The sequence below is a fragment of the Vibrio ouci genome (genome assembly GCF_004551525.1).
Classification (GTDB): Bacteria; Pseudomonadota; Gammaproteobacteria; order Enterobacterales; family Vibrionaceae; genus Vibrio; species Vibrio ouci.
Genome location: NZ_SATR01000423.1, coordinates 1 through 360 on the forward strand (window position 1 = coordinate 1; position 360 = coordinate 360).

Below are 360 nucleotides of genomic sequence, written 5' to 3' on the forward strand. Positions count from 1 at the left end.
TTCAAACACCTAGCAGCGTATTTAAAGCGTCTTTGTTTGAACCCAACAATTAAAGCGGTTTGCGACATCGAGGGTATAGATCTCACACCATTTGAATCATACTCATAACAAGCAATTTAAGAGGGATTCACAACGCTTGGCACTTTTGCTTCTACTTCAGTTTTAGTGTTTATGACACAATGCTTTAGGTTTGGGTGGAGGCGTTGTTCACCCCTTAATTGGGCGTTAGCTATCTTTTCAACTTTGGGCACAAAGTCGAATGTCTTAAGTAAGAATACAAACTTACTTAGTGCTTTTGGTATTCTTAGTATTGTCGTTTTCCATGCGTTAATCTCATTGGAGGCAGTATGAATATAAGGT

The 360-nt window shown here is 38.6% G+C and carries 1 protein-coding gene and 1 pseudogene; one reads left to right on the forward strand and one right to left on the reverse strand.

The annotated features are described in order from the left end of the window. A pseudogene (locus ELS82_RS27310) lies at positions 1 to 108 on the forward strand (glutathione S-transferase family protein); the annotation flags it as partial. 8 nt (positions 109 to 116) lie between these two features. Here the strand turns inward: ELS82_RS27310 and ELS82_RS26855 are convergent. Beyond that, positions 117 to 360, reverse strand: a 244-nt coding sequence (locus ELS82_RS26855; protein WP_134837871.1) for a hypothetical protein, incomplete at its 5' end; no start/stop codon positions are given.